Annotated in this window: 1 protein-coding gene; it reads left to right on the top strand. The window is 77.3% G+C overall.

All coding sequences use genetic code 11. From position 1 onward, the window contains the following. The coding region (locus B7767_RS34785; protein ID WP_143652794.1) for an acyltransferase domain-containing protein at positions 1-1,124 on the top strand (1,124 nt) is incomplete at both ends.

Raw genomic sequence — 1,124 nt, 5'->3', positions numbered from 1 at the left:
CGCCGCGCTCACCGCCGCCGACCGCGACACCGCCCTCGCCGCCCTCACGGCGCTCGCCGCGGGCGAGGACGCGCCCGGCCTCACCGTCCGCCGGACCCGCGGCCGCCCCAAGCTCGCCGTGCTCTTCTCCGGCCAGGGCTCCCAGCGCCCCGGCATGGGCCGCGGCCTGTACACCCGTTTCCCCGTCTTCGCGCGCGCCCTCGACGAGGTCCTCGGCCACCTCGACACCCTGCTCGACCGCCCGCTGCGCCCCCTCCTGCTGGCCGAGGAGGGCACCGCCGAGGCCGCCCTGCTCGACCGCACCGGGTACGCGCAGCCCGCCCTCTTCGCCCTCGAGGTCGCCCTCTACCGGCTGGTCGAGTCCTGGGGCCTGGCCCCCGACCACGTCACCGGTCACTCCGTCGGCGAGATCACCGCCGCGCACGTCGCGGGCGTCTTCTCCCTGGCGGACGCCTGCACCCTGGTCGCCGCCCGCGGCCGGCTGATGGAGGCGCTGCCCGAGGGCGGCGCCATGGTCTCCGTCGAGGCCACCGAGGACGAGGTGGCCCCGCTGGTTGCCGAGCACGCCGACCGGGTGTCGATCGCCGCCGTGAACGGCCCCTCGGCGGTGGTCGTCGCGGGCGCCGCCGACGCCGTCGACACCGTCGCCGCCCACTTCACCGCCCTCGGCCGCCGCACCCGCCGGCTGCGCGTCTCGCACGCCTTCCACTCGCCGCTGATGGAGCCGATGCTCGCGGAGTTCCGGGAGACCGTCGCCGGACTGTCCCCGCAGGCCCCCGCGCTGCCCGTGGTCTCCAACCTCACCGGCGCGCCCGCCACCGTCGGGCAGCTGACCTCCGCCGACTACTGGACCGACCACGTCCGCCACCCCGTCCGCTTCGCCGACGGCGTCTCCTGGCTGGCCGGCCACGGCACGGGTGTCTTCCTCGAACTCGGCCCCGACGGCACCCTGTCCGCGCTCACCCGCGCCTGCCTGGACGCCGCCGGACACGAGGACGCCGTCGCCCTGCCCGCCCTGCGCAAGGACCGGCCCGAGTCCACCGCGCTCACCGAGACCGCCGCCGGCCTGTACCTGCACGGCGTGCCGCTGCGCTGGGAGCGCTGGTTCGACGGCACCGGCGCCC

This window comes from Streptomyces sp. 13-12-16, assembly GCF_002114215.1.
In the GTDB taxonomy this organism is placed as follows: Bacteria; Actinomycetota; Actinomycetes; order Streptomycetales; family Streptomycetaceae; genus Streptomyces.
This window is presented reverse-complemented; position numbering and strand designations above follow the sequence as displayed.